Annotated in this window: 26 protein-coding genes and 1 tRNA gene; 12 read left to right on the top strand and 15 right to left on the bottom strand. The window is 52.5% G+C overall.

The features are described from left to right. Positions 1–101: 101 nt before the first annotated feature. The 4 genes from solA (at position 102) to ACVV26_RS09150 (ending at position 2,808) form a co-directional block, all read left to right on the top strand. Complete coding sequence (gene solA / locus ACVV26_RS09165) at positions 102–1,223, top strand: N-methyl-L-tryptophan oxidase (RefSeq protein WP_474801115.1); 1,122 nt, start codon at positions 102–104, stop codon at positions 1,221–1,223. 89 nt (positions 1,224–1,312) lie between these two features. Beyond that, complete coding sequence (locus tag ACVV26_RS09160; RefSeq protein WP_474801113.1) at positions 1,313–1,426, top strand: YceO family protein; 114 nt, start codon at positions 1,313–1,315, stop codon at positions 1,424–1,426. A 233-nt stretch (positions 1,427–1,659) separates the two neighbouring features. Then, the gene (locus ACVV26_RS09155) at positions 1,660–2,211 is read left to right on the top strand and encodes a cytochrome b (RefSeq protein WP_474801112.1); all 552 of its coding nucleotides are present in this window, start codon (positions 1,660–1,662) and stop codon (positions 2,209–2,211) included. 21 nt (positions 2,212–2,232) lie between these two features. Next, positions 2,233–2,808 (top strand): YceI family protein, encoded by a 576-nt coding sequence (locus tag ACVV26_RS09150; protein WP_474801110.1) that lies wholly within the window; start codon positions 2,233–2,235, stop codon positions 2,806–2,808. 36 nt (positions 2,809–2,844) lie between these two features. Here ACVV26_RS09150 and trhO read toward each other — a convergent pair whose 3' ends face one another. Further along, complete coding sequence (trhO, locus tag ACVV26_RS09145) at positions 2,845–3,894, bottom strand: oxygen-dependent tRNA uridine(34) hydroxylase TrhO (protein ID WP_474801109.1); 1,050 nt, start codon at positions 3,892–3,894, stop codon at positions 2,845–2,847. A gap of 214 nt (positions 3,895–4,108) precedes the next feature. Between trhO and ACVV26_RS09140 the strand changes: the two genes are divergently transcribed. Next, complete coding sequence (locus tag ACVV26_RS09140; protein ID WP_474801107.1) at positions 4,109–5,029, top strand: Kdo(2)-lipid IV(A) acyltransferase; 921 nt, start codon at positions 4,109–4,111, stop codon at positions 5,027–5,029. A 139-nt stretch (positions 5,030–5,168) separates the two neighbouring features. After that, a complete protein-coding gene (locus tag ACVV26_RS09135) occupies positions 5,169–5,543 on the top strand; it encodes a MysB family protein (RefSeq protein WP_474801105.1) in 375 nt (124 codons plus the stop codon). Between the two features lies 1 nt (position 5,544). Here ACVV26_RS09135 and ACVV26_RS09130 read toward each other — a convergent pair whose 3' ends face one another. From ACVV26_RS09130 to mdoG, 3 genes are all read right to left on the bottom strand, one after another. Further along, on the bottom strand, positions 5,545–5,772 hold the full coding sequence (locus tag ACVV26_RS09130; RefSeq protein WP_474801103.1) for a YceK/YidQ family lipoprotein: 228 nt from the start codon (positions 5,770–5,772) through the stop codon (positions 5,545–5,547). 72 nt (positions 5,773–5,844) lie between these two features. Next, complete coding sequence (mdoH, locus tag ACVV26_RS09125; protein ID WP_474801102.1) at positions 5,845–8,379, bottom strand: glucans biosynthesis glucosyltransferase MdoH; 2,535 nt, start codon at positions 8,377–8,379, stop codon at positions 5,845–5,847. Continuing rightward, positions 8,372–9,907 (bottom strand): glucans biosynthesis protein MdoG, encoded by a 1,536-nt coding sequence (gene mdoG / locus ACVV26_RS09120; RefSeq protein ID WP_312982793.1) that lies wholly within the window; start codon positions 9,905–9,907, stop codon positions 8,372–8,374. The genes mdoH and mdoG overlap by 8 nt, the downstream gene beginning before the upstream one ends. Positions 9,908–10,178: 271 nt before the next feature. On the opposite strand from mdoG, the gene mdoC reads away from it, so the two are divergent. Further along, positions 10,179–11,339, top strand: a complete 1,161-nt coding sequence (gene mdoC, locus ACVV26_RS09115; protein WP_474801100.1) for a glucans biosynthesis protein MdoC — start codon at positions 10,179–10,181, stop codon at positions 11,337–11,339. Here the strand turns inward: mdoC and ACVV26_RS09110 are convergent, their stop codons facing one another. The 6 genes from ACVV26_RS09110 to csgB all read right to left on the bottom strand — a co-directional run bounded on the left by ACVV26_RS09110 (position 11,340) and on the right by csgB (position 15,222). Next, positions 11,340–12,827 (bottom strand): phospholipase D family protein, encoded by a 1,488-nt coding sequence (locus tag ACVV26_RS09110; protein WP_474801098.1) that lies wholly within the window; start codon positions 12,825–12,827, stop codon positions 11,340–11,342. Then, positions 12,760–13,302 (bottom strand): O-acetyl-ADP-ribose deacetylase, encoded by a 543-nt coding sequence (gene ymdB / locus ACVV26_RS09105; RefSeq protein WP_474801096.1) that lies wholly within the window; start codon positions 13,300–13,302, stop codon positions 12,760–12,762. The genes ACVV26_RS09110 and ymdB overlap by 68 nt, the downstream gene beginning before the upstream one ends. A gap of 56 nt (positions 13,303–13,358) precedes the next feature. Continuing rightward, complete coding sequence (locus ACVV26_RS09100) at positions 13,359–13,670, bottom strand: YmdA family protein (RefSeq protein ID WP_474801095.1); 312 nt, start codon at positions 13,668–13,670, stop codon at positions 13,359–13,361. Between the two features lie 180 nt (positions 13,671–13,850). Next, the gene (csgC, locus tag ACVV26_RS09095; RefSeq protein ID WP_474801094.1) at positions 13,851–14,180 is read right to left on the bottom strand and encodes a curli assembly chaperone CsgC; all 330 of its coding nucleotides are present in this window, start codon (positions 14,178–14,180) and stop codon (positions 13,851–13,853) included. Between the two features lie 54 nt (positions 14,181–14,234). Then, the gene (locus ACVV26_RS09090; protein WP_312982713.1) at positions 14,235–14,669 is read right to left on the bottom strand and encodes a hypothetical protein; all 435 of its coding nucleotides are present in this window, start codon (positions 14,667–14,669) and stop codon (positions 14,235–14,237) included. Positions 14,670–14,766: 97 nt separating this feature from the next. Next, positions 14,767–15,222, bottom strand: coding sequence for a curli minor subunit CsgB (csgB, locus tag ACVV26_RS09085; RefSeq protein WP_312982714.1), 456 nt, complete (start codon positions 15,220–15,222; stop codon positions 14,767–14,769). Positions 15,223–15,993: 771 nt separating this feature from the next. Here csgB and csgD point away from each other — a divergent pair. Genes csgD through csgG form a run of 4 tightly spaced genes read left to right on the top strand, consistent with a single transcriptional unit; the run spans position 15,994 to position 18,341 of the window. Continuing rightward, a complete protein-coding gene (gene csgD / locus ACVV26_RS09080; protein ID WP_312982716.1) occupies positions 15,994–16,644 on the top strand; it encodes a biofilm master transcriptional regulator CsgD in 651 nt (216 codons plus the stop codon). Positions 16,645–16,647: 3 nt separating this feature from the next. After that, on the top strand, positions 16,648–17,037 hold the full coding sequence (gene csgE, locus ACVV26_RS09075) for a curli production assembly/transport protein CsgE (RefSeq protein WP_312982718.1): 390 nt from the start codon (positions 16,648–16,650) through the stop codon (positions 17,035–17,037). A 30-nt stretch (positions 17,038–17,067) separates the two neighbouring features. Then, complete coding sequence (gene csgF, locus ACVV26_RS09070; protein ID WP_474801092.1) at positions 17,068–17,484, top strand: curli production assembly/transport protein CsgF; 417 nt, start codon at positions 17,068–17,070, stop codon at positions 17,482–17,484. A 23-nt stretch (positions 17,485–17,507) separates the two neighbouring features. Then, on the top strand, positions 17,508–18,341 hold the full coding sequence (gene csgG, locus ACVV26_RS09065) for a curli production assembly/transport protein CsgG (protein WP_125292158.1): 834 nt from the start codon (positions 17,508–17,510) through the stop codon (positions 18,339–18,341). Positions 18,342–18,370: 29 nt separating this feature from the next. Here the strand turns inward: csgG and ACVV26_RS09060 are convergent, their stop codons facing one another. The 4 genes from ACVV26_RS09060 to ghrA all read right to left on the bottom strand — a co-directional run bounded on the left by ACVV26_RS09060 (position 18,371) and on the right by ghrA (position 21,301). Beyond that, complete coding sequence (locus ACVV26_RS09060; RefSeq protein WP_474801090.1) at positions 18,371–18,859, bottom strand: DUF1097 domain-containing protein; 489 nt, start codon at positions 18,857–18,859, stop codon at positions 18,371–18,373. A gap of 97 nt (positions 18,860–18,956) precedes the next feature. Next, the gene (locus ACVV26_RS09055) at positions 18,957–19,514 is read right to left on the bottom strand and encodes a TorD/DmsD family molecular chaperone (protein WP_474801088.1); all 558 of its coding nucleotides are present in this window, start codon (positions 19,512–19,514) and stop codon (positions 18,957–18,959) included. Positions 19,515–19,534: 20 nt separating this feature from the next. Further along, positions 19,535–20,272 (bottom strand): phosphatase, encoded by a 738-nt coding sequence (locus ACVV26_RS09050; RefSeq protein WP_474801087.1) that lies wholly within the window; start codon positions 20,270–20,272, stop codon positions 19,535–19,537. Positions 20,273–20,359: 87 nt separating this feature from the next. Beyond that, the gene (gene ghrA, locus ACVV26_RS09045) at positions 20,360–21,301 is read right to left on the bottom strand and encodes a glyoxylate/hydroxypyruvate reductase GhrA (RefSeq protein WP_474801085.1); all 942 of its coding nucleotides are present in this window, start codon (positions 21,299–21,301) and stop codon (positions 20,360–20,362) included. 204 nt (positions 21,302–21,505) lie between these two features. Here ghrA and ACVV26_RS09040 point away from each other — a divergent pair. Then, a tRNA-Ser gene (locus ACVV26_RS09040) sits at positions 21,506–21,593 on the top strand. Positions 21,594–21,954: 361 nt separating this feature from the next. Here the strand turns inward: ACVV26_RS09040 and ACVV26_RS09035 are convergent. Continuing rightward, a complete protein-coding gene (locus ACVV26_RS09035; RefSeq protein ID WP_474801083.1) occupies positions 21,955–22,710 on the bottom strand; it encodes a DeoR/GlpR family DNA-binding transcription regulator in 756 nt (251 codons plus the stop codon). Between the last annotated feature and the right edge of the window lie 40 nt (positions 22,711–22,750).

The raw sequence follows: 22,750 nt of genomic DNA, 5'->3' as shown, positions 1-22,750 counted from the left end.
TATTTCCTGCGATAGGGGTTGTTAACCATTAGGGTAAATCTTGTTTCTTTTCCTTAGGTTCTTTACTCTGCACTCCCTTCACTCAAATGGAGAAAATGTCCATGGAGTACGATCTCATTATTGTTGGCAGTGGTTCCGTGGGTGCCGCTGCCGGGTATTACGCCACCCGTGCGGGCCTGAAGGTGTTAATGACCGATTCAGCCCATCCGCCGCACCAGGAAGGCAGCCATCACGGTGAATCACGTCTGATTCGCCATGCCTATGGCGAAGGCGAAAAATACGTTCCGCTGGTGCTGCGGGCGCAAAAACTGTGGGATGAACTCCAGCAGTTGAGCGGCGAGAAAATTTTCACCCGTAGCGGCGTACTGAACCTCGGCCCTGCACATTCCGACTTCCTGGCAAACGTGGAGCAAAGTGCGCACCAGTTCAGCCTGCCGCTGGAAAAACTTGATGCTGCCGCACTGATGGCTCGCTGGCCGGAAATCACCGTTCCGGCGGATTTTATCGGTCTGTTCGAACCCAACTCCGGCGTGCTGCACAGCGAAACCGCCATTGCTGCCTGGATACGCCTGGCAGAAGAAGCCGGTTGCGCACAGCTCTTTAACTGCCCGGTGCAGGCGATTCACACCGACGCGGACGGGGTCAGTATCGACACGTCTGAAGGCTCGTTCCGCGGGCGTAAAATGCTGTTAAGCGCCGGAACCTGGGTTACGCGTCTGATCCCTGAATTACCCATTACCCCGGTACGCAAAATTTTTGCCTGGTATCAGGCCGATGGCCGCTACAGCACGAATAACCGTTTTCCGGCCTTTACCGGTGAGTTACCTAACGGCGATCAGTTCTATGGTTTTCCGGCAGATAACAACGAGTTGAAAATCGGCAAGCACAACGGCGGGCAAATCATTAGCGCGCCTGAAGAACGAAAACCGTTCGGCGCTGTGCATACCGATGGCGCGGAAGCCTTCCCGTTCTTACGCCACATCCTGCCGGGTATCGGCGGCTGTCTGTATGGCGCAGCTTGTACCTACGATAATTCCCCGGATGAGGATTTTATTATCGATACGCTGCCCGGCGCGCCAAACACCCTGGTCATCACCGGTCTTAGCGGGCACGGATTTAAGTTCGCCTCCGTACTCGGTGAAATCGCCTGCGATTTTGCGCAAAACGTCGCGCCTCAGTTCGATCTTTCCCCTTTCGCTCTGAGCCGTTTTCAAAACGCCTGATAACAAGGGTGGGCTTCCACCCTTGTTAATCCCCTCACGGCGCGGTAAACGGGTATAATGCCAACGACTTTCCTGAAACGGGTTTATTCATGCGTCGGCTTTTTCATTTTCTGGTCAACAACGTGCGTGAGCATCTGGTGCTCTACCTGGTGCTGTGGTCACTGTTGGCGATTTTCGATCTTATCTGGATCTGGTTTTATTGATGCGTTTGCCATCAATAAAACTGACATAGATTGACACAACGCTGACGCAGATTTAATCATCCCCTCCTCTTTTCAACCGTTACCCCACGCCCAGACAGCGCTAAATTACGCCTTAGTTAAGCATTTTTTTATCGTTCAATTTCTTTGATGAACTGCTTCCATTTTTTTGGATTGCTTTTGATTCCCGCTCACGCCATTGTTGCACCAACTTTAAAATTTAACAGGCGCACAACATGCAGTGGCGTAATTCTCCCACCCGATACGGACATCTTTCAGTGCTTTTACACTGGGTCATCGCCCTTACCGTTTACGGTATGTTTGGCCTGGGCCTGTGGATGGTGACGCTGAGCTATTACGATGGCTGGTATCACAACGCGCCAGAACTGCACAAAAGCATTGGCATCCTTTTGATGATGGCGATGGTGATCCGCCTGGCCTGGCGCGTTATCTCGAAGCCGCCGCGCGCCCTGCCCACCTATAGCCGCGTTACCCGTGTCGCCGCTGCGGCAGGCCACGCCCTGCTGTATCTGCTGCTGTTCGCCATTCTGATCAGCGGTTATTTGATTTCCACCGCCGACGGCAAGCCAATCAGCGTGTTTGGCTGGTTCGAGGTGCCTGCGACCCTGAGCGACGCGGGCGTCCAGGCCGATCTCGCCGGTCAGGTCCACCTGTGGCTGGCCTGGGGTGTGGTGATTTTTTCTGTTTTACACGCGCTTGCCGCGCTTAAACATCACTTTATCGATAAAGATGCCACCCTGAAGCGGATGCTCGGGAAAGCGTCATAAACTAAGGACTGAGGAGCGAAAATGAAAAAAAGCCTGCTGGGGTTAACGATGGGTGCCCTGTTATTTACTACCGGTTCCGCTGTGGCTGCGGATTACGTTATCGACAAACAAGGCCAGCACGCCTTTGTTAATTTCCGTATTCAGCATCTGGGTTACAGCTGGCTGTACGGTACGTTCCGTGATTTCGACGGCGCATTCACCTTTGATGAAAAAAACCCGGCGGCGGATAAAGTGAATGTCACCATCAACACCAATAGCCTGGATACTAACCATGCTGAGCGTGACAAACACCTGCGCAGCGCGGATTTTCTTAACGTAGCCAAGTTCCCGCAGGCCACGTTCACCTCGACTGAAGTGAAAAAAGAGGGCGATGGTCTGGATATTACCGGCAACCTGACTCTGAACGGCGTCACCAAACCGGTAACCCTGGACGCGAAATTAATCGGTCAGGGCAGCGATCCGTGGGGCGGCCAGCGCGCAGGTTTTGAAGCCAGCGGCAAAATTCATCTGAAAGATTTTAATATCACCACCGATTTAGGCCCGGCGTCTCAGGATGTTGAGCTGATCATTTCTGTGGAAGGCGTTCAGAAGAAATAACCGGTTCCCTCGCGGCGGTTACCGCGAGGGGAAAGGTCACTCGGGGTCGGGAATGCCCAGTTTGGTGTTTAACCGTCCCCGGGATTTATTAAAGATTTTCGCGCCGTTCTCCCGCCCGGCACGCAGTTGACGCTGCTGTTCTTCCGGCAACGCCAGCTCTTGCTGGCACTTCTCGCTACAGCATCCGTTGAATTTCTCGGCGCAGGCCGGGCACTGAATAAACAGCAAGTGGCAACCGTCGTTTTTGCAGTTGGTGTGGGTGTCGCACGGCGATCCACACTGGTGGCAATGCGCGATTACGTCATTACTGATGCGCTCGCCCATCCGCTCGTCAAACACGAAGTTTTTACCGACAAAACGCACCGGCAGCCCCTGTTCACGGGCGCGGCGGGCGTATTCAATGATCCCGCCTTCAATGTGCCATACCTGCTTAAAGCCGTTATGGCGCATCCAGGCGCTGGCTTTTTCACAGCGAATACCCCCGGTGCAGTACATGACGATTTTTTTGTCTTTGTGCGCTTCCATCAACTCAATGGCTTTCGGCAACTGTTCGCGGAAAGTGTCCGCCGGGATTTCCAGCGCATTTTCGAAATGGCCGACTTCGTATTCGTAGTGGTTGCGCATATCGATAAACACCGCGTCAGGATCGTCGAGCATGGCGTTCACTTCGGCGGCCTTGAGGTATTCGCCAACGTCGCTGGCGTCAAACTGCGGATCGTCGATCCCGTCCGCCACGATGCGATCGCGCACTTTCATCCGCAGCACCCAGAACGATTTCCCGTCATCATCCAGCGCGATATTCAACCGCAGGCCATTCAGCGCCGGATCAAACCCGTACAGCAACTCGCGCAGCGCGTCGAGCTTGCTGGCCGGAACGCTAATCTGGGCGTTAATCCCCTCGTTAGCAAGATACACGCGGCCAAACACGTTCAGTTCGACAAAAGCCTGGTACAGCGCGTCGCGGGTGGCCTGGGGATTAACGATGGTGAAATATTTATAGAATGAGACTGTGGTGCGCGGCTCGGTTTCCGCCAGCATACGCGCCCTGAGTTCCTCATTCGAAATGCGGTTATGCAACACTGGCATGGTGTTCGTTCCTGCAATCGGTAAGGGAAATTTATCGCGCGGCATGATATAGCATTTAACACCAATTTACATCCACACATTCTGCGCTACATTTGCCCTCTTATTCCAACAAACCCAGCGGCATCCCTGGCTAACTCGCTGAGATTTTTGGCCCAGAGAAAAATTAATGCCACAATAGGCCCTATAGTTTCTCGATTTATCATTCAGGAAATTCATGACTCAACTACCCACATTTTCGCGTCGCCTGCTCCATCCCCGTTACTGGCTCAACTGGCTGGGTATCGCTGCGCTCTGGCTGGTCGTGCTGCTGCCCTACCCGGTGATTTATCGTCTCGGCTGCGGTACAGGCCGCCTGGCGATGCGTTTTATGAAGCGCCGGGCGCGTATTGCCTACCGTAACCTTGAGCTGTGCTTCCCGGAAAAATCGGATGCGGAACGTCATCAGATGGTGGTGAAAAACTTTGAATCGGTCGGCATGGGCCTGATGGAAACCGGTATGGCCTGGTTCTGGCCCACCTGGCGTGTTGAACGCTGGTTTGATGTTTCCGGCACCGAACATATCACAGCGGTTCAGTCTCAGGGCAAGGGCGTGCTGCTGATTGGCGTGCACTTCCTGACGCTGGAACTGGGCGCACGCATTTTCGGCATCCATAACCCCGGTATTGGCGTATATCGCCCCAACGACAACCCCCTGCTCGACTGGCTGCAAACCTGGGGACGGATGCGCTCCAATAAGGCGATGATCGACCGCAAAGATCTTAAAGGCATGGTGCGGGCGCTGAAAAACGGCGACATCATCTGGTATGCGCCGGACCACGACTACGGCCCGCGCAGCAGCGTATTTGTCCCGTTCTTCGCCGTGGAACAGGCTGCTACGACCACCGGCACCTGGATGCTGGCGAGAATGTCCCAGGCCTGCGTGGTGCCTTTTGTGCCGCGCCGCAAACCCGATGGCAAGGGTTATGAAATGGTGATCCTTGCACCAGAATGCAACCCGCCCCTTGAGAGCGCTGAAGACACCGCCCGCTGGATGAACGGCGTGGTGGAGCGCTGTATTCTGATGGCCCCGGAGCAGTACATGTGGTTGCACCGACGTTTCAAAACCCGCCCTGAAGGTGTCCCTTCGCGCTACTAAACCCTTGCGGCGGCAGAAAACTGCCGCCGCGTTGTGGCGACCCTCTGATATTTCAGTATTAAAATTTCACATTCATACTGGCAAATTGTCAGATTCGTCTATTCTTTCCTGAAAAGCCCATGCACACAGGGAGATTGCCATGTCTATGTACGCCACACTTGAAGAAGCCATTGACGCCGCTCGCGAAGAGTTCCTGGCGGATAACCCCGGGATCGCTGAAGACGAGGCAAACATACAGCAGCTTAATATCCAGAAATACATCCTGCAGGATGGCGATATTATGTGGCAGGCTGAATTTTTTGCCGATGACACCGAAGATGGCGAGTGTCTGCCGATGCTAACCGGTGAAGCCGCCCAAAGCGTGTTTGACGGTGAGTTTGATGAAATCGAGTTGCGCCAGGAGTGGCTGGAGGAAAATACTCTTCATGAATGGGATGAGGGCGAATTCCAGCTGGAGCCGCCACTGGATACCGAAGAAGGCCAGGCAGCGGCGGATGAATGGGACGAGCGTTAAGTTACTCGTAAGGACCGTGGCTCGCATCGATCGGTAGTAGCAGTGTATCGAATACCAGCGAAAACGGCAGATCGAGCACGGTGACGTAACGCCATGCCGAGTCTCTGACATCCCACTGTACGCCAGGGTAATACTGGTTGCCATGTCCCTGTCCGGGGATGGTTCGGCTAATAATACTGCCGCAGCCGCTTAACAGCATGGCGAGGATGATGATAACAACAGCGCGCATGAAATAATTCCTGTCGTTTTTCGTGATAAAAAAGCCGGCCCTGGTGGCCGGCTTTTTACATTGCAGTACAGTTTAGCGCGTTTTCAGGGCGCTGGGATTGAGCGTTAATCCCTGATAGTCCGAAACCCAGGAAGAATACTTCTCAGGCGCCGCCCATACGCGGTAATGCAGTCGCGCCAGAGTGACCGGGTCGCTCAGCAATACCAGACGGCGGTCGCGGTTAAGTTTATCCGGCGTTTCATTCAGCGCCTGTTCAACATGGCGATCGCGCGCAATTTCCAGCACGTGGCTGGCGCGGTGGCGCGCGGTAGCCATTGCCGTTGCCAGCGCGTTAAACGATGGATGGAACACCGCATGCATAAAGCCATCATCCAGCGTGCGTTCACGGTTCAGGTGCAAATAGCGTTCGGTATCCAGCAACACCTGCGGCGTGTTGTACTCTTCCGGGATCAGGAACAGTTTCCAGCGCTTGGTACGCAGGCCAACGGTCGCGCGGCTGGAAAGCACCGACACGAACGGCGACAGGATCAGCGAGAACACAATCGGCGCCAGCCAGAACAGGAAGCGCAGGTCGAGCCACGCCATCCCTACTGCCCATACCAGGCCCAGCAGCAATTGCGAACCGTGACGCATAAAGGCTTCGCCCCACGGGGTGGAATCGTCGTCACGCTGCGGCGAATTCCAGACCACTTCCCAGCCGAGAAACGCGCTCACCACGAATACCGTGTGGAACAGCATACGAACCGGGGCGAGCAGGACTGAGAACAACACTTCCAGCAGCAGTGACACGGTCACGCGCAGAAATCCGCCGTACTCTTTGGAGCCTTTGCACCAGATCAGCAGTACGCTCAACAGCTTAGGCAGGAACAGCAGCACCATGGTTGACGCAAACAGTGCAATTGCCAGTTCTGGTCGCCACTGCGGCCACACCGGAAACAGCTGGCGCGGTTGTAGGAAGTACTGCGGCTCGGTTAGCGCATGCACCACCTGCAAGGCCGTGGACAACGCGAGGAACATAAACCACAGCGGTGCAGAGAGATAGGACATCACACCGGTCAGGAACACCGCGCGGTGCACCGGGTGCATACCTTTCACCAGGAACAGGCGGAAGTTCATCAGGTTGCCGTGGCACCAGCGACGGTCACGCTTCAGTTCATCCAACAGGTTCGGCGGCAACTCTTCATACGAACCAGGCAGGTCATAAGCGATCCACACGCCCCACCCTGCACGGCGCATCAGCGCGGCTTCCACGAAGTCGTGAGACAGTATCGACCCGGCGAACGACCCTTCACCCGGCAATGGCGCAAGGGCGCAATGTTCAATGAACGGCTTAACGCGAATAATGGCGTTATGGCCCCAGTAGTGCGATTCACCCAACTGCCAGAAATGCAGGCCAGCGGTAAACAATGGGCCGTAAACGCGGGTAGCAAACTGCTGGCAACGGGCGTACAGCGTATCCATACCGGAGGCTTTCGGGGAAGACTGAATGATCCCGGCATTCGGGTTCGCTTCCATCAGGCGCACCAGTCCGGTCAGACAGTCGCCGGTCATTACCGAGTCGGCGTCCAGCACCACCATATAGCTATACTGGCTGCCCCAGCGACGGCAGAAATCGTCGATGTTACCGCTTTTACGCTTCACGCGGCGGCGGCGGCGGCGATAGAAAATCTGCCCCTCGCCCTGCACTTCGGCGATCAACTCCATCCAGGCTTTTTGCTCAGCGACGCAAATATCCGGGTTGTAGCTGTCGCTCAGGATATAGACGTCGAAATGCTGCTGTTGCCCGGTGGCTTTTACCGATTCCCAGGTCGCCCGCAGGCCCGCGAAAACGCGATCCACGTCTTCGTTGCAGATCGGCATAATCAGCGCAGTGCGATGCTTCGGATTGATAGGCTCATCGCCCACCGTCGAGGCGGAAATACTGTATTTATCCCGGCCAATCAACAGTTGCAGGAAGCCCATTAACGCCGTCCAGAACCCCGCCGATACCCAACAGAACAGGATAGCGAACAGGATCAGGATGCCGCTTTGCAGAATATAGGGCAGCAACTGCATGAAAGAGACCCACAAATTCTGGCCAAACATATCGGCAGGATTGATCAGCGCCCAGCCCTGGTAAGGGAGAATGGTTTTCATATACCAGGTGGCGACGACCGTTTGCGACAGGGTTAGCAGCAGCAGGATGTAACGACGGATGGTGCCCACGGTACGCCACTTCTGTTCCGATGCCTGCTGTTCTTTTGTCAGGCGCGAAAGATAGCGCGGCGCGACTTCGCGCCCACGCAGGCGATCCCAGAAACGCCCAACCGGGTTGGTGCGCCAGGGGTCCGGGAACATAGAAGAGCGTTTGGCTTTTGGCATCGCCTGAAGCTGGGTGCGCCCTTCTTCATCTTTGATTAGCTGGCCATCAGCCAGCGAATCGGGCCAGCTCATCTCCAGACGCGTTTTTACAGATTCCAGCGGCGAATCATCGTCCCGGGAAACGGTATAATCCGCTTCACCGAGAGCATGATGGATTTCGCGCAGGTCGGAGGTATTCTCCACCAGCGCCGCTTTCGCCTGGGCGGAAAGCGGCAACGCCTCAATGTAGGGAGTAGACTTATTCATTGGCAGGTAGCTGATAGCTCCAGGTTTCACTCAGCGTCTGATCGCCATTGACCAGCGCGGCACGCATTTCGGTGGTTTTCTTGGCGTCTTTCAGCTTAACGCGCACAATCATCCGCCACCCTTTGGTGACAGGATTATAGCGCACGGCGCTTTCAACGATTTCACCGTTGTCGCCAATGCTGGTTTGCGCGCTAACCGGCGTTTCAGGCGGCAGCTTTTTCATTTCCGGGCCAGAGAAATCCACGACAAAGGCAATAGTGCCGTCCGGCTGGCGGATCAGGTTTGACTGCTTCACGTCGCCGGTGGAGCGGCGGGTCTGGGTAACGTACGCGCTTTCCGGCGCATGGAGCTTGTCTTCATCACGACTGAAAGTGATCGTGTATTTGAAGTTCATCTCTTTACCCGGCTCCGGCAGTTGATCCGGCGTCCAGTAGGCGACGATGTTGTCGTTGGTTTCGTCATTGGTCGGGATCTCGACCAGTTCGACTTTTCCTTTACCCCATTCGCCAACAGGCGTGACCCAGGCGCTCGGGCGCTGATCGTAACGATCGTCGATATCTTCAAAACGCGAGAACTCACGGCCACGTTGCAGCAGACCAAAGCCCTGTGGGTTTTCGGTGCTGAAGGAGCTCACGGCAAGGTGTTTCGGGTTATTCAGCGGACGCCAGATCCATTCGCCGTTGCCGGCTTTAATGGATAAACCGTTAGAGTCATGCAGTTCCGGGCGGTAGTTAGTCGCAGGGGACGGCTGGTTCGGCCCGAACAGGAACATGCTGGTTAACGGCGCAACGCCGAGTTTGCCGACTTTATCGCGCAGGTAAACTTTAGACTGGACGTCTACCACCGTGTCGCGGCCCGGCATAATCACAAACCGGTAAGCGCCGGTAGCGCGTGGCGAGTCAAGCAGCGCATAAATAGTCAGGCGCTTGTCGGTGGGTTTTGGACGCTCGATCCAGAATTCGCGAAAACGCGGAAACTCTTCGCCGGAGGGCAACGCGGTATCAATCGCCAGACCACGCGCGGAGAGACCATACACCTGGCCCTGGCCGATTACGCGGAAGTAGCTGGCGCCCAGCATACTGACGATTTCGTCGTTTTTGTCTTTGCTGTTGATCGGATAAAGCACTTTGAAGCCAGCGAAACCGAGATCTTTCACGGTGTCTTTATCGTGCTGGACGTCGCCGAAGTTGAAATAATCCGGGTTGTATTTGATTTTACGCACCGCCGTTGACGTCACTTCATTGATCGTAACAGGCGTGTCGAAGTACATACCCTGATGATAAAATTCAAGCTTAAACGGGGTCTTTACGTTGTTCCAGTAGGCTTTGTCGTGATTGAACTGGATCTGCTGATAGTCCGCGTATTTCATGTCGCGGAAAACGGACGGCAGATTGCTTTTCGGCGCTTCGAAGCTTTTATCGGCTAATGATTTGGCCTGTTTTGCGACATCGTCAATGGAGAATGCCCAAACCGAGGTGGTATAAAGGGACAACATCACTGCCGCGCCTAACCAGTGCAATTTCAACATCTGTGGTTTAATTTTCATATTAATTAGCACATCCCCCTTTGTGTGCTTAAATCAATCCGATCCATTTTAATGGAAACTCAGGCTTTCCGACAACATAATCCCCTCTTTGTTCATCCCGCTGGCTCAGGGTTTATACAGTTGCGGGCGTAGGGATTCGTTTTGCGAGTTAAACCTGGAGACACTTACCAGGAGTTGGTGTAGGGTTGCCGACGAATTTACCCACATACGCACATTGCGATAAGACGAAAAGTCCGAGAGTTTGCGGAGTTATATGAAGACGACGTCAGTACAGCGAGAATATTTCCTGGATTCTATCCGCGCCTGGTTAATGCTGTTGGGGATCCCGTTTCACATTTCACTCATTTATTCGAGCCATCACTGGCATGTGAACAGCGTTGCGCCGTCGTGGTGGCTGACCCTGTTCAATGATTTTATTCACGCCTTCCGCATGCAAGTGTTCTTCGTGATTTCCGGTTACTTTTCATACATGTTGTTCCTGCGCTACCCGCGTCCCAAATGGTGGAAAGTACGCGTTGAGCGCGTGGGGATCCCCATGTTGACCGCTATCCCTCTGTTGACCCTGCCGCAATTTATTATGTTGCAGTACGTCAAAGGCCAGGCGGACAAATGGCCTACGCTTAGCGGTTATGAAAAATATAATACATTGGCCTGGGAGCTCATTTCCCATTTGTGGTTTTTACTGGTGCTAGTGGTATTAACCAGCATCGGGTTAATTTTGTTTAAGAATATATCCAACGGGATCGCTGAAGGGCGTTTTGGGGGGTTAAAAAATATCACCTTAGGAAAACTCTCAATTATTTTCTTTCTCCTCGGGTTGGTTTACGCGCTAATTCGCCGCACGCTGTTTATTGTCTGGCCCCCTATTTTAAGCGATGGGTTGTTTAATTTTATTGTTATGCAGACGCTGTTTTACGCGCCGTTTTTTATCCTCGGCGCGCTGGCGTTTAAGCACCAAAACATCAAACAGTTATTCATTCAACCGTCACGCGGTTGCACGCTGGGCGCGGCTGCGGCGTTTGTGGCTTACCTGGCAAACCAGCGTTACGGCAGTGGCGATGCCTGGATGTACGAGACGGAGTACGTCATCACCATGGTGCTGGGATTATGCATGGTGAATGTGGTGTTTTCGTTGGGTTACCGCCTGCTTAATTTCCAGTCTGCGCGCGTAACCTATTTCGTTAATGCATCGCTTTTTATCTATCTGGTGCACCATCCGCTGACGCTGTTCTACGGGGCATATATTACGCCGCATATCGCGTCAAATACCCTTGGATTTATCAGTGGATTAGTGTTTGTTATCGGCATCGCGCTGGCGCTATATGAAATCCACCTGCGCATTCCTTTACTGCGCTTCTTGTTTTCCGGCAAGCCGCAAAATAAAGGGTCAGCCGCCATCGCGCCAACCAAATAACTACAGCAACCATTCTACCGGGAGCCAGTAGGCCAGCGTCACCAGCACCCGCTGCCAGAAGCGGGTCTGCGGCTCCCGGGTCAGCACCACTTCTTCTCCGTCACGATGTTCAATCCAGTTTATCCGCCCGGTTTGATCGAGCCGTAAGGTCCAGGCCGCCTGCTGCTGGCTTTGGGTGAACCGCGTATGGATCTGCTGCGCCAGTTTCGGGCTTTCAATCACCAGGCCCATTTCGGTATTCAACATGGCGGAGCGCGGGTCGAAATTAAATGAGCCGATAAAAACGTGCGTACCGTCAACGCTGAAGGTTTTGGCATGCAGGCTTGAGCCGGAGTTGCCTGTCAAACCGCGGTCATGCTGGACACGCTCCTTCTGCGGGCCGGGTTTCAGTTCATAGAGCGCAATCCCATGACGCAGCAGTTTCTTACGCCAGCGCGCATAGCCGGCATGAACCACGGCCACATCGTTGGCCGCCAGCGAGTTGGTGAGAATAGCGATATTGACACCTTTGCGCTTAAGCGTTAACAACTGGGCGACGCCCGCGCGGGTCGGCACAAAGTAGGCCGAGATAATATCAATCTGCTTTGTCGGTTCACCAATGACGTTTAATAAACGCAGCGGCAGCAGGGAATGACGGCGCGCTTTCCCCTCCCCTTTGCGCGGATCGTCACTCAGTAAACGCGTTTTAGCCCAAATCATGGTCAGCGTCCCGGCGTCCAGATGGGTGGCGAACTGGGTAGTGGCAAGTTTATCCAGATAGGATTTTGCGACCGGATCCTGCTGCCACTCCTGCGGCAACTGAACACGCTGTTCGATTTCCTGCTCATTGACGTCGAGCACTTTTTCCAGTGTGGAAACCGACGCGCAGTCCCAGTAGCGTTCAAAATCGTTGCTGACATGCTCGACCACTGGCCCGATGGCCAGCACATCAAGATCGGAAAACAGCGGCTCATCCCCCGCGCCGAAATAGGCGTCGCCGACATTGCGGCCACCAATAATGGTTGCCTCGCCATCGACGGTAAAACTTTTGTTATGCATACGGCGGTTAAGGCGCGCGAAATCAGTAAGATAACCTAACGCACGCAGGGTGCGGAATGAAAAAGGATTAAATAACCGGACTTCAATGTTAGGGTGGGAATTGAGCAGCCGCAGCGCGCTATCCAGCCCGAGGGTATTATTGTCATCCAGCAGCAGCCGTACCCGCACGCCGCGCTTGGCAGCCTCAAGCAACGCGCTAAACAACAGCCGACCAGACATGTCGTCTTCCCAGATGTAGTACTGCACATCCAGCGTCTGCTCCGCCATCTCAGCCAGCAAATAACGGGCGGCGAACGCATCCAGGCTATCAGCCAGTGGATGGACGCCGCTATAGTCGGGATGCGCCTGGGTTTTTGGGGCGATGGCGCGCCCAAGACGCGTGTTATGCGTCTTGTTCGGGTGGGAGTTGCGCAAGTAAGCGCTGGTAAAGTCGGGTGTTTTCTTCGTCATAGCAGACAAAGTATACCTGCTCCGGTAAAGCGTGCCGGGTAAGATAGTCTGAAACCGTGTTGACCGCGATCTCTGCCGCCGCCGGTTTCGGGTATCCATAGATACCTGTACTGATTGCCGGAAACGCCACGCTCTTGTAACCGTTGTCGCACACTAATTGAAGGCTGTTGCGGTAAGCGTCGGATAAAAGCTGCGCTTCATGCGCATCGCCATCGCGCCAGACCGGGCCAACGGTATGCACCACCGCTTTTGCCGGCAATTTCCCCGCAACGGTGATCACCGCATGGCCGGTTGGGCACGTGCCCTGCTGCTGGCGGACCTGCATACAGGCCTCCAGCAGCGCGGGGCCTGCTGCGCGGTGTATAGCGCCATCAACGCCGCCACCCCCCATCAGGGAAGAATTTGCTGCATTCACAATCACATCAGTCGTCATTCGGGTGATATCGCCCTGAACAACCTCTATTCTGGATTTCATTGCCGCCTCCTTAATACCCAGTATTGAGTGTAGAACATCCGCAGACTGGGCCGAAGCTAGCGATAAACGACGCTGAGAACGGCTAATTTTTTGCTGTCATCAAGATAGCGAAGCTGAACCGTTGCCGGTACGTTACTTGCGATGTTGGCTGTATTAATGTCAGCCACTGCAATGGATTGTTTGACGCGTCTGGAGCCGACCGGGCAATCAACCATCACTCTGCGCTGGTTGTGGGAAAAATCGCAGCTATCTTCTACAACAGAGCCGACGAAATGGATAACGCCATCCGCGCCTGAAGCGCTACATGCTGGCGAAAAGATCGAGAAAAGGGACAGGCCACACAGCGATAGTACTGAACGCATCAGCATTTTTGCAGTTCCTCATAAGCGCTTCATCCTGAAGACGTGAAAGGTCCTTGTGTAACTATAATTCAACCATAAATTAACATATCGTTAATATTGTGAGCAGAATTACACAGTTAGCAGCAACGGTCGCTTGAAGAGTCATAACGGCAAAAAACAGTACAGCTTTAATAAGAAAGGGAAGATTTATAAAATTCCCGGTGGCGACCACTGTTGTTTGAGGTTGATCGCTTTGCCATCGCTGACGGTGACAAAAATAGTCAGGTCATCGCCCGGGTCGACATTGATGGCCAGACGCGATACCGAATAGGGTTCATTGCCTTTTATATGCGCTCGAGAGCGTTGACGAGTATTACTATTCCCGGAGGTGCCTTTGCGTACAGCCTCAAGCTGGATCTGGCATTCGCAATCCTGCGTGAGCATGACCTGCGGCACGATGGTCCAGATAGAGCCTTGTTGTTGAGCATCAAAAACGATTTGGTTGGTCAGCGCGGCGAGTAACACCATGGTGTACATAACTTACCTCCAAAAAAAACAGGGCCGAAGCCCTGTTCTTAATGCATCGTACGATTAGTACTGAGCAGCGTTTACGAAGTTGTTGTAACCGCGCTGAGTCACGTCGGCTTTCGCGTAGTTGTCGGTCTGGACAACGTTAGCGTAGTGAGAGTTACCGCGCTGGCTGATAGTGATGTCAGAACGGATAGCGTTCTGGTTCACGTTAACAGCGTTGTAGTTACCTTTCTGGGTAACGTCGGTATCAGAGCCGAAACCGCCAGGTTGTTTAATATCAGCGGTGTTTTTCACACCATCCTGATCCAGCCAAATGTTGCTGTCTTTAGCAGACTGCTGAACATTCGCGAAGTTGTTGTAATGCGTTTGGTTAATATCTACCAGGGAGCCGTCAGCACCAGTCTGAACTGAATTCACAACGTGATGAGCACCGTCCTGATAAATTTTCAACTCAGCGCCAGACTGAGAAGGACGAAAGTCATTACGATCTGCCATCGCGCTTCCAGAGATAACTACTAATGCTGCAACTGCTGCCACTTTGAATAATTTCATGGTGAAACCCCCATCGGATTGATATTAAGTCGTTCTGAATTTAGCGTTGTGTGACGCGAATATTCATAAACGAGTTCTTTTGAACAACGACTGCGGTTTTTTGCGTACCATATTGGGTAACGTTCGCTCTATTATTCGAACCTTTCTGAATAACGATCGCACTATTACCGAACCCATTCTGCTGTATATCTGCATCATTACGGAAACCGTCCTGAGAGACATACGTCAGATTGTAATTTCCTGATTGGTCTACATTTGCTCTGTTACCCGTGCCGTTTTGTACCACCACGGTTTGCAACTTATGGCCATCCTGGCGAGTGTCGACTCTATTATGAGAGCCGTCTTGACCAATAATCGCTGCCTGATTGTATGAAGACTTGCTTAATTCATTCACAGCAAAGTTGTATTCTGCTGCCGCAAGATCATTACTATACGAATAAGCCACAGCGGGCGTACCCAATATAGTCAACATCATCAACAACAATTTGTTTTTCATGTTGTCACCTTGGGCTGGCAGGATAATTAATACAATTATCCTTTCAATCATTTCTAATTTGTAAACACAACTAACAAAATGTTATTGCTGCGTTACGGAGAAGAGTATGTCGAAGGAAACATATTTAATATCTCACCCGCGAGTCGTATTTTTTCTCATTCCGTCACCAAAAAGTATGAGAATTAAATCAGGTAATAAAGGAGGGAAATACTTTCAACGGCAAAATCCATAAAAAGCAAAGAAGAGATTCATGGGGTTGTAACAAACGAAACGGTAAAAAACAGCCGCGAGAGGTTGATCAAAAAAATCTTCGAAGAGTCTGTCACCGCTTACTCATTATCTATACAAACCCCGTAACCGCATTTCCAGCAGGGTGATCCCGCAGATTAGAGGTAATACGTTTTCAACAAAAAATATCATAAACCTTAAATAACAACGACTTAAAAATATTTGTATGATTTTAAAAATGATGCAACTCATTAAAAATGTACAACTTACCTATTAATTTTTTCATATTTGAAATCCTTAAATTAACATTTGTATATTCCATTTTACATTCTGTAACATCTTTAACACTTGATTTAAGATTAGTAATGGCTAGATTGAATTCAGCAGTACAAATAAAAGTTTCTCTTTTTCATCACCCTCTCCGGGGATGACTGATTATTTTTCTATACACAGCAGTGCAGCATCTGTCAGTACTTCTGGTGGGCTGAATATCTATTCAGCCCAGCTGCCAGGTGTCAATATAAAAAACAGTGGGGTTTCATCATGTACAGTGAAGTCCAGAGCATGCATGGCCAAACGTTGTTCTTGATTACTAAGCCATCTTTGCAGGCGACAGCGTTATTACAGCATTTAAAAACATCGCTTGGAATAAACGGTAAACTGCATAATATTCAGCGCTCCGTTGATGATATAGCAGCTAACAGTTTGATTCTCCTTGATATGATGGAAGCTGATAAGAAGCTGATTCAGTACTGGCAGGATAATTTAGGCCGCAAGAACATCAATCTCAAAATCGTGTTACTGAATACACCCGATGAATATCCGTTTCGAGAAATCGAGGGTTGGCCGCATATTCATGGGGTGTTTTACGCCCATGAAGACCAGTCCTGCGTGATCGAAGGGATGCGAGGCGTGCTGCGCGGCGAATGCTATTTCTCGCAAAAGCTTGCCAGTTATTTGATTACGCACTCGGGGAATTATCGGTACAACGGCGGTGAATCCACGTTGCTCACGCACCGTGAAAAAGAGATCCTTAATAAATTACGCGTCGGCGCTTCAAATATTGAAATCGCTCAGGCCTTATTTATTAGTGAAAACACGGTAAAAACCCATCTTTATAATTTATTTAAAAAGATCGCGGTAAAAAACCGTACTCAGGCTGTTTCATGGGCAAACGATAACCTCAGGCGATAAGCCATGAAAAATTTAAGACCTTTGTTGGTGGCCTGCGGTATCTTCTGGGCCACTGCGACTGCACACGCCGTAGAAGTAGAAGTGCCGGGATTATTAACAGACCGTACCGTTTCGTCTATTGGTCATGATTTTTATCGTGAATTTAGCCATAAATGGGAAAGTTCATATCCTGGAAACTTATCAATAAATGAAAGGCCCAGCGCCCGATGGGGAAGCTGGATAACCATTACCCTGGATCAGGAGGTGCTTTTCCAACTTTTCCTGTTCCCCACAAAACGAGACTTTGACCAAAACGTCGATATTGCACTTGCGCAGACACAGGAAGCATTGCAGCGTCGTCAAATAGATAAAGTGTTATTGAGTACCGGTGATTTAACCAGCGATGAATTTTAATTCTCAATAAAACCTATTCAGGAGGCTGACATGCGTCTCGCATACGGCATGATTTCGTTGATGTTAATTGCACCATTATCGTGGGGAGGAAATATGACGTTTCAGTTCCGCAACCCGAATTTTGGCGGCAACCCAAATAACGGCTCGTTTTTATTAAACAGCGCGCAAGCGCAAAACTCTTATAAAGACCCCAGCTATGACGACGATTTAGGCTACGAAGCCCCAACGGCGCTGGATAGCTTCAGTCAGGCTTTGCAATCCCAGGTACTGGGTAACCTGATGTCGAATATCAGCACCGGCACCCCAGGCAGAATGGTGACCAGTGACTATATCGTTGATATTGCGAACCGCGACGGACAGTTACAGCTCAACGTCACCGACCGTAAGACCGGCAGAACCTCTGTTATTGAGGTCTCGGGCTTACAGTACAGTTCCGGCACAGAATAACCCGGTTAAAAAGGATTCTTATCATGCAGCGCTTACTTTTACTTCTGGCAGTGACGTTATTAAGTGGCTGTTTAACCGCTCCACCAAAAGAAGCGGCAAAACCCACTCTGATGCCCCGCGCGCAAAGCTATCGCGATTTGGTCAAGCTCCCCGATCCAAAAGGCAAGCTTTATGTGTCGGTGTATAACATTCAGGATGAAACTGGGCAGTTTAAGCCTTACCCGGCGAGTAACTTCTCAACTGCGGTACCGCAAAGCGCCACGTCAATGCTGGTCACCGCATTGAAGGACTCAAAGTGGTTTGTTCCACTTGAGCGCCAGGGGCTGCAAAACCTGCTTAACGAGCGCAAAATTATCCGCGCCGCGCAGGAAAACGGCACCGTCGCTCCCAATAACCGCCAGCCGCTGGATTCGCTGCGCGCAGCGAACATCATGATCGAAGGTTCGATTATCGGTTATGAAAGCAACGTTAAATCAGGCGGTGTAGGGGCGCGTTACTTTGGGATCGGCGCAGATACGCAGTATCAGCTGGACCAGATTGCCGTGAACTTACGTGTGGTCAACGTCAGTACCGGTGAAGTGCTATCGTCGGTCAACACCAGCAAAACGATACTGTCTTATGAAGTCCAGGCTGGTGTGTTCCGCTTCATTGATTATCAGCGACTGCTGGAAGGCGAAATGGGCTACACCTCGAATGAGCCTGTGATGATGTGTCTGATGTCAGCCATTGAAACCGGTGTTATCTATCTGGTGAATGACGGGATTAACCGCGGGCTGTGGGACCTGCAAAACCCGGCTGACATGAACAACAAAGTATTGGCGAAGTACCGGGATATGGCGACGCCGCCGGAATCCTGATAACGCATCGCGCCCATAAAAAAACCAGCTCAGGCTGGTTTTTTTTCGCCCTGCGCCAGGGCTTTCTTCTCGCTACGGCTGCCAAGCCAGATGCCGCTGGTTTTCATAGCGAAACCAAACAGCAAGCCTAACAGTAAGGAAGGCACAATCACTTTCCAGTCCCCCTGCCCTGCAAAAGTGGCACAGGCACCAATAAAAGTGCCCGGCACAAACGACAGCAGCAGGTGCTTTGCCTGAACGCACATCAAAAACGCGACCACGCCGGTAATCACATAACCGAGAAGAGAAAACTGCGGTGCCATAGCGCTGGTATGAATAATAACCTGCGCCCACAGCACGCCGCTGCACAGTGTGCAGGCCGTCATTAACAGGCCCTTAAAGCCGGTTTTTGGGCAGGCAAAATAAGCGGTGCACCCCAGGAAGCCCGCCCAGCTAATCAGACCGAGCGAAATCGCCACCCAGCCCCAGAGGCCGGAGAGGATACCTGTTGTCAGTGCCAAAGAAATGAGTATGTTCATGGCGGCGTATCTTATCAGAAGCCTAGGTCACTGGTGAGATATGCCGCACATAATTTGCAATTTGAATATTGATGTTACATTTATATTGTGACGAACATCACTGCTCATCACCTTCTTCAGTTAACTCGTCCCACATTGCTAACACGGCTTCGCGAGAAAGCTGGGCAAGCGTGCGCCAGAAAGCCGTGGTTGCGTTGGCTTCAACTTTACCAAAAAAAGTATCGCACCACGGCAGCAGATAGTCGGCAAACAACGCTTTCAGCGCCTCGCTCTCGTCATCTGCCGAATTATCTTCCAGCCAGGAGGCGGCCAGCAGCAACGTACCGATATGATCGGCCGGCGTTTCGCCCAGCCGCATGCCGCGGGTTTGCAAAAAGGCCCGGACATCTGCTTCACTTTTTTCTTGCTGCCACTGCGAACCATAGGGTGATACGCGGCATTCCTCGCCGACAAACAACGCATCGTAGTCTGCGCTCAACGCAGGCAGGTCAACGCTTTTTTGCAATCGTGCCAGCAACGCGTCCTGCTCCAGCGGCCAGTTCTGCGCCAGTTTGCCCTCGTTAATCAGGGTAAAAATCGGTGCCATTACCGGATCGCTGGGGTGGCGGTAATACAGGGAGCCCAGCAGACGGCAAATAATAGAAAACTCGTTCATAAACATTCCATGGATAGGTATTAGAAATCGGCAAATTCAGGGATAGGCGCTCTACCGCGCGACTCAAGGAAATTCAGAAAGCGGCGCGGCGTCACGTTAAGGATGCGGTCTTCCGGGAAATCGACGGCACGGATAATTTTCAGGCTTTCATCGAAATTGCCGAGAGTAAACGCGGTGTGGGAATCAGAGCCCAGCGCCAGCCAGCCGCCAGCATCGCGTACGGCAGCGGCGATTTTCGTACAGTTGGCTTCGCTCCCCTTACGAGAATGTAAAAAGGACGAGTTATTGATTTCCAGCGCCACGTGATATTTCGCAGCGGCCTCGGCAATGGCATCAATATCCACCGGAAATTTCGGGTTACCGGGGTGGCTAATCATATGTACATCGCCGTTGGCCATGGCAGCGATCATCGCTTCGGTATGGGTATCGCGGTCCTGGGGCGGGAACACCGGCTCGTGGAAACCGGCGATGATAAAATCCAGCGCATCCAGCATCGGTCCGGTGCAGTCAATCTCGCCAGCGGTGTTTTTAATATTGGCTTCAATGCCGCGTAAAATCCCAACACCATCCACCACACGTGGCCAAATACGCATATTGATAAAGTGCCAGTGGTGCGGTGCATCCGCCATATCAGGGCCGTGATCGGTAATGGCAAACAGCTTGATGCCGTTTTGCTTTGCCGCGACGATATAGTCATGAAGGTTGCTGTAAGCGTGAGTACTGGCGACGGTATGCATATGCAGGTCAACGGGATACATGGTTTTCTCCTCTTGCGTTTTCACTAAGGATACCAGTTTCAGCGTTGAAGCTCACGAAATGCCCGGCGATAGGCGCCGGGCGGGCTTTCAGTAGCCGCGTTTCAGGTCAACCTGCCCCGCAGGGATCTCGCCGCGATCGAGGCTGGCAATGGTTTTGCTGATGTATGCGATCGCTTCCAGAGGACGAGTCACGGCGGCGACGTGCGGGGTAATAGTTACCCGAGGATGCGCCCAGAGCGGGCTGGACGCTGGCAACGGCTCGCGGCTGAAGACGTCCAGCATCGCCGCTTTGATTTTGCCGCTATTCAGCGCCGCCAGTAAATCGTCTTCCAGCAGGTGCACGCCGCGCGCCAGGTTGATGACATACGCGTTATCCGCCAGTTTATTGAGCAGTTGCTGATTAATAATGCCGACAGTTTCCGGTGTATTCGGCAGCAGGTTAATCAGCACGCGGGTGCCGGACAGAAACGCATCCAGTTCGCCCTGCCCTGCGAAGCTTTCTACGTGCGGATAGTTTTTACGGGTACGGCTCCAGCAACGCACCGGGAAATCCCAGGCGACCAGACTTTCCGCCACTTTGCCCCCCAGCACACCGGCGCCGAGGATACCGATGATGAATTCTTCACGGATATAGTCATCCAGCGGGTTCCAGACACCCTCGCGCTGTTGCGCCTGATAATCATCGAAACGCCGGAACCAGTGCAGCACCTGGCTTATGGCATACTCCTGCATTTGCAGCGCCATGCCGGTATCTTCAAGGCGGTACAGCGGGACACCGGCTGGCAGCATGTCGGGATGTTTTTGAAGCTGGCTGAGGATGGAGTCTACGCCCGCGCCCAGCGCGAAAACGGCTTTCAGGGTCGTGCGACCGCTGAGCATTTCAACGGGCGGGTGCCACACCAGTGCATAATCCGCGGGGGCATTGTCACCGGGTTTCCATTCACGTACCCGGGCTTGCGGGAGCGCCTGGTGTAATTTCTCAAGCCAGAATGCCGTATCGAAGGTGGGGTGATAATAAATGATGTCCATAGTGTCTCCTCTTTTTATACCAGGATCGCGGCAAAGCCTGTCAGATGCAAGTCGCATTGCCCTGAATTTCATCAATTTGCTGTTTTAAGAAGCAGGTTGCTTGAAGTTTGATTAAACACGCGCAATAACGCGAAAAGTTGATTGACGGCTTCGCGGGATTTCCCTACATTAGCGCCCGTCCCAGACAGAACGGGATGACAATATGGTGAGGTGTCCGAGTGGCTGAAGGAGCACGCCTGGAAAGTGTGTATACGGCAACGTATCGGGGGTTCGAATCCCCCCCTCACCGCCATATTCCTGAAAAAGGCCCGTACAAAGTACGGGCCTTTTTCTTTTTAAGCTCCGTGTCGGTGGGATGAGAAGCCCCAACTGGGGTTCGACTACTGGCGCAGCATTGGTACAGAATGGCCGTAGGCCATGACGCCCACACAAAAACGCCGGGAGCGTTTTTGAACAACGCTTGCGTTGGCCCCGGAGGGGCGAGGCCCAGGGATGGGCCGAGTAACGGCGAGCGAAGCGAGTCAATCCCCCCGACGGTCAGCCCACCGCCCCTTCAACCCCAAACTGCCCTTTCCTGCTTAAAATCGCTAACAACACCCATGCCGGACAGAATCATTACCAAACAATAGTATGTTGTAACTAATACCCCAACCCTACCCGAACACCACCTCAATCCCCCGCTCCACAAACGGCTTCACCAGTTCATCTTCCGTCTCTTTCACCACCACTAGCGTATTCACTAGCGATATATCACCAATCTCCCACGACGAAGCGGTATTCATTTTTTCCGGAGACGCCATCACAATCGTTTCGGCCGCCCGCGCCGAGAGCGCGCGTTTAATACACGACTCTTCAAAATCGCCGGTCGTCAACCCCGCCTCGACATGCACGCCGGTTACGCCTAAAAAGCACACATCAGCATGAACGTTGGCTAGTCCTTCCAGCGTGGCGGCCCCGACAGTCACAATCGAGTGCTTATAAAGCCGTCCACCTATCAGCACCACGTCAATATGGGGATGATCGCAAAGCCCCAGCGCAATACCGGGGCTGTGTGTGACCACGGTGATGTTTAGATCCAGCGGCAGGCACTTCACCAGTTCACTTGTGGTGGTACCGCCGTCAATCAGCACCACCTGCCCCGGCATAATCAACTCCGCTGCCTTACGAGCGAGACGTTGTTTACTGTCCAGGGATAAATTTTTGCGTTCCGCAAACGTGGCAATAGCCGCTGAAGCCGGTAATGCCCCGCCGTGCACGCGCTGCAATAGCCCTTCCGTGGATAACTCTCGTAAATCCCGGCGGATAGTATCTTCTGATACGGCAAAGGTTTCGCTTAACTGCTTAGAAAGCACCTGTCCCTGAGCCGCCAGCAATTCGAGAATCTTCTTTTTACGTTGAGGAGTAAGCATAAATCGCCTTCACGAGATTGCACGAATACAATTGACTATG

This window comes from Atlantibacter sp. MEI4A-1023, from assembly GCF_056155425.1.
This window is presented reverse-complemented; position numbering and strand designations above follow the sequence as displayed.

What these genes read in the sequence shown, in the direction of transcription:
- solA (WP_474801115.1), top strand. Translation starts at nt 102, where the DNA reads ATGGAGTACGATCTCATTATTGTTGGCAGTGGTTCCGTGGGTGCCGCT.
- ACVV26_RS09160 (WP_474801113.1), top strand. Translation starts at nt 1,313, where the DNA reads ATGCGTCGGCTTTTTCATTTTCTGGTCAACAACGTGCGTGAGCATCTG.
- ACVV26_RS09155 (WP_474801112.1), top strand. Translation starts at nt 1,660, where the DNA reads ATGCAGTGGCGTAATTCTCCCACCCGATACGGACATCTTTCAGTGCTT.
- ACVV26_RS09150 (WP_474801110.1), top strand. Translation starts at nt 2,233, where the DNA reads ATGAAAAAAAGCCTGCTGGGGTTAACGATGGGTGCCCTGTTATTTACT.
- trhO (WP_474801109.1), bottom strand. Translation starts at nt 3,894, where the DNA reads ATGCCAGTGTTGCATAACCGCATTTCGAATGAGGAACTCAGGGCGCGT.
- ACVV26_RS09140 (WP_474801107.1), top strand. Translation starts at nt 4,109, where the DNA reads ATGACTCAACTACCCACATTTTCGCGTCGCCTGCTCCATCCCCGTTAC.
- ACVV26_RS09135 (WP_474801105.1), top strand. Translation starts at nt 5,169, where the DNA reads ATGTCTATGTACGCCACACTTGAAGAAGCCATTGACGCCGCTCGCGAA.
- ACVV26_RS09130 (WP_474801103.1), bottom strand. Translation starts at nt 5,772, where the DNA reads ATGCGCGCTGTTGTTATCATCATCCTCGCCATGCTGTTAAGCGGCTGC.
- mdoH (WP_474801102.1), bottom strand. Translation starts at nt 8,379, where the DNA reads ATGAATAAGTCTACTCCCTACATTGAGGCGTTGCCGCTTTCCGCCCAG.
- mdoG (WP_312982793.1), bottom strand. Translation starts at nt 9,907, where the DNA reads ATGTTGAAATTGCACTGGTTAGGCGCGGCAGTGATGTTGTCCCTTTAT.
- mdoC (WP_474801100.1), top strand. Translation starts at nt 10,179, where the DNA reads ATGAAGACGACGTCAGTACAGCGAGAATATTTCCTGGATTCTATCCGC.
- ACVV26_RS09110 (WP_474801098.1), bottom strand. Translation starts at nt 12,827, where the DNA reads ATGACGAAGAAAACACCCGACTTTACCAGCGCTTACTTGCGCAACTCC.
- ymdB (WP_474801096.1), bottom strand. Translation starts at nt 13,302, where the DNA reads ATGAAATCCAGAATAGAGGTTGTTCAGGGCGATATCACCCGAATGACG.
- ACVV26_RS09100 (WP_474801095.1), bottom strand. Translation starts at nt 13,670, where the DNA reads ATGCTGATGCGTTCAGTACTATCGCTGTGTGGCCTGTCCCTTTTCTCG.
- csgC (WP_474801094.1), bottom strand. Translation starts at nt 14,180, where the DNA reads ATGTACACCATGGTGTTACTCGCCGCGCTGACCAACCAAATCGTTTTT.
- ACVV26_RS09090 (WP_312982713.1), bottom strand. Translation starts at nt 14,669, where the DNA reads ATGGCAGATCGTAATGACTTTCGTCCTTCTCAGTCTGGCGCTGAGTTG.
- csgB (WP_312982714.1), bottom strand. Translation starts at nt 15,222, where the DNA reads ATGAAAAACAAATTGTTGTTGATGATGTTGACTATATTGGGTACGCCC.
- csgD (WP_312982716.1), top strand. Translation starts at nt 15,994, where the DNA reads ATGTACAGTGAAGTCCAGAGCATGCATGGCCAAACGTTGTTCTTGATT.
- csgE (WP_312982718.1), top strand. Translation starts at nt 16,648, where the DNA reads ATGAAAAATTTAAGACCTTTGTTGGTGGCCTGCGGTATCTTCTGGGCC.
- csgF (WP_474801092.1), top strand. Translation starts at nt 17,068, where the DNA reads ATGCGTCTCGCATACGGCATGATTTCGTTGATGTTAATTGCACCATTA.
- csgG (WP_125292158.1), top strand. Translation starts at nt 17,508, where the DNA reads ATGCAGCGCTTACTTTTACTTCTGGCAGTGACGTTATTAAGTGGCTGT.
- ACVV26_RS09060 (WP_474801090.1), bottom strand. Translation starts at nt 18,859, where the DNA reads ATGAACATACTCATTTCTTTGGCACTGACAACAGGTATCCTCTCCGGC.
- ACVV26_RS09055 (WP_474801088.1), bottom strand. Translation starts at nt 19,514, where the DNA reads ATGAACGAGTTTTCTATTATTTGCCGTCTGCTGGGCTCCCTGTATTAC.
- ACVV26_RS09050 (WP_474801087.1), bottom strand. Translation starts at nt 20,272, where the DNA reads ATGTATCCCGTTGACCTGCATATGCATACCGTCGCCAGTACTCACGCT.
- ghrA (WP_474801085.1), bottom strand. Translation starts at nt 21,301, where the DNA reads ATGGACATCATTTATTATCACCCCACCTTCGATACGGCATTCTGGCTT.
- ACVV26_RS09035 (WP_474801083.1), bottom strand. Translation starts at nt 22,710, where the DNA reads ATGCTTACTCCTCAACGTAAAAAGAAGATTCTCGAATTGCTGGCGGCT.